Annotated in this window: 3 protein-coding genes; all 3 read right to left on the bottom strand. The window is 39.2% G+C overall.

All coding sequences use genetic code 11. The features are described from left to right. Nucleotides 1-690: Rpn family recombination-promoting nuclease/putative transposase (locus IM477_RS20110; protein ID WP_287733222.1), on the bottom strand; the 690-nt coding region annotated here is incomplete at its 3' end. A gap of 105 nt (nucleotides 691-795) precedes the next feature. Then, nucleotides 796-1,422, bottom strand: a complete 627-nt coding sequence (locus IM477_RS20105; RefSeq protein ID WP_287733221.1) for an SMI1/KNR4 family protein — start codon at nucleotides 1,420-1,422, stop codon at nucleotides 796-798. A gap of 42 nt (nucleotides 1,423-1,464) precedes the next feature. Beyond that, nucleotides 1,465-2,967, bottom strand: a 1,503-nt coding sequence (locus IM477_RS20100) for an RHS repeat domain-containing protein (protein ID WP_287733220.1), incomplete at its 5' end; no start/stop codon positions are given.

Raw genomic sequence — 2,967 nt, 5'->3', positions numbered from 1 at the left:
TTGTAAACCGCGCTGTTCGCCAATTTGTAAACCCTCTTGTCGCCCCTCCAGTACTGCATCTTGGTAGACGCGGGTTTTCTTTAGATCGCTATGACTAAACATGGCTTCAACCTCTTGTCTGGTTAGTTTTGGGAATTTGTATACTAATACTGCTTCTATGAATTCTACTACGTTATCTCTCAGTTCGGTGTTTGTTTCTTGCTCAACTTTTTCAGCTAGTTTTCTGGCTATTGTTGGTGCTTTTTTCTCTGTGGCTAAGATTAGCTGAATAATCTCAATACCGTGTGAATTTGTTTCTTGCCGCAAGTCTTCAAGATATACGCGCTTAATTCGCCCTAAGTTGATTAGTTCTTGGCAGAATTTGTCGGGTGTTGGTTCGCTGTTGTGTCTGGCGAAGATGGCTATGGCTTGCCAGTCTTGGATCGGGCGATATTGGTTTAGGTACAGGAATATTTCGGCTAGAAATTCGGAGTAGAAGTCTTCTTTGGGTTGAAATTGAACTTCTGCTAAAAAGATTGGTTTGTCGTTGGCTTCGGGCATGAAGATGCCGTCAAACCGAAATGCTTTTTCTTTGATCTCGGCTGAGCTAAATTTGTATCCTTCTGCTTCTGAAATAGGGCGATCGATTAGCTCGAATAGTAGGGTGTGGAAGGTTTGGAATAGTTGGAAAAATAGGGTGTCCGTTCGCATGACGGTTTAGTCTAACATTTCTCTTGTGCAATTAGATAATTGCTTTTGATTAAACAATAGTAACTGTAGTTGTTTAGGAACTAAACAACTACAGTTACACTACTATCAGTCTCCTGGAGAGATAAAGAATTCATGGAATTCATGTGGCTCAAATGGAATTGTATTCCTTTCTGCTAAGTCTGGTTCATATAGCTTCGTTCCTAAGCAATATTCACGAATGAAATCAAAGAAATTACGTACTGGTAACTTGTGAAGGTCAAGTTCTTCTCCTGTATATACACAGTAGATGTCATAACTCTCATCCAGTCCATCCGTTCTTAAATCGAACCAAAAATCTGATTCGTTATTAGCATTTCCTCCAAATCTCATTCCATGATCGATTAGTTCTCTGATTTTGTCACTGAATTCTCTCCTTACATTATCGAATTTATCAAATGGTTCATACGATACAATTTCTCTAAAACCATCTCTGTCAGACTCAATATCCAAATTTGTACATCCAATATCAACATCATGTCCAAAGGTTACTGGACCAAATACTTGGCAAAACATCTTATACTCAGATGGCAAAATGATTCCGTGTTTCGCCTCAAATTCGGTCATGTCATTCTCATTACAGGGCTTTAGATTCAAATCTGGTTCAATTTCTAAATGTTTGAATCTTTCTGGCACAGCATAACTAGCCGCTCTGATTTCCAAATGCTTTAATAGATTTTCCCATTTTTCTCTCATGATCTCCTCCGTCTTTCTATGAGTTATATAAGTTTTGACAAGTTAAAAACCCTTGATTTTTCCATCATTTTGTACAACCGTATAATAGTTATCTCTCTCTTTATAATTATAGGGGTTATCTCCTTTAAAAACAATGTAGTTGGTAAACTCTACGGTAGTTGTTGCATAGTCTGGAAATGCTTTGTAGGCAACTGTGAAAGCAAGTGAAGAATTTAGGTTAAAGGTAACACTTGCGATAAACCTTTCTGGTCTTTGTGGAAACTCTGACTCCAAGTACTTTGTACTTTCTGGTATAGACGGTATAGACAATATTGATGAAAGACTATTATTGAATATTGTCTGAGTTGGTGGAGGAGGCATTATTAAACGAACACGATAGGTTAAAGTCGGCTCATTAGGATTTTTAGGGAGTGGAAACTCACAGCCGCATGAAATCCCCCTATAGCTTAGTCTATTGTCTCTCCTAAACGTTGATCGTTCATTACACTCTTCCTTGTATGAATTGTAATATTCTTCAAAACGTTCATTAACTTTTTGTCCAAATGTATTATATGCTCCTCGATTCATATTTACATTTTGAGATATAAAATTGTCCTTGGGATCTGCCATCATGTTAAATTCAGAGCCTCCAAGAAGTGCGGGAACAAGATGTCCTCTGTCCTCAGGATTCTGACTGAGACTGACTCCAAATTGTTTCAAACCGCTACTCCTAACAACTCCACCTCTTGGGTCTTTTTTACCATTTGGAGGTTGCTTATCTGTCCATCCAATCGTTGCTTCTATATAATCCCCACCTCTGCTGAAAGATTTTAATGTTCCATATTTCCCAGAAGGATCGACTTTCGTGATTGGGAGATTGTTTACATAGCGATAGAGATTAGAATCACCAGCTTGGAATCCAATCGGATCTTCACTAATAAACTTCCCAGTAAACGAATCTAAATATCTCGCACGGTTATACTGCAATCCAGACTCAGCATCCAACTCCCGCGCCGTATAGCCATACCTAAACACCACCGACTCATCAGTCTGACTAGTGACACCACCAAACGCATCATAAACAATATGATTCAGCACCGTACCCGAATCATCAACCACATCCCTGACACTGCCAAGATGGTCAGTCAAAGCCCAGAGAACATTGCCATTACTCTCATCCGCCTCAATCTGGTCAACATCATTACCAAACAGATATCGATGATTGACATTTCCATTTTCATCCAACACTAAAGCGATATTCTGGTCACGACCATACACAAATCTCTCCGTCACCGCAGCAAGAGAACCATCTCCATCTGTATCAACTGTCTTCGCAATACGCTGATTGTATACATCATAGGTATATTCAGCAGTTCTGATAATCTCACCAAGATCATTCTTAACGGTGATACCCGTCAACCTATCCCTAATATCCCAACGATATTCCATCACCTCATTAGTCGATTTATCGGTGCGCTTGGTTCTATTTCCCACAAGGTCATACTCATAGAGATATTTATTATCTTCCAAGAGTTGATTATTTACACCCGTGACATAGCCATCATT

This window comes from Microcystis sp. M090S1, from assembly GCF_020246295.1.
GTDB classification, from domain to species: Bacteria; Cyanobacteriota; Cyanobacteriia; order Cyanobacteriales; family Microcystaceae; genus Microcystis; species Microcystis aeruginosa.
The sequence above is the reverse complement of the archived record's forward strand: the minus strand, read 5'-3'. Positions and strand labels throughout refer to the sequence as shown.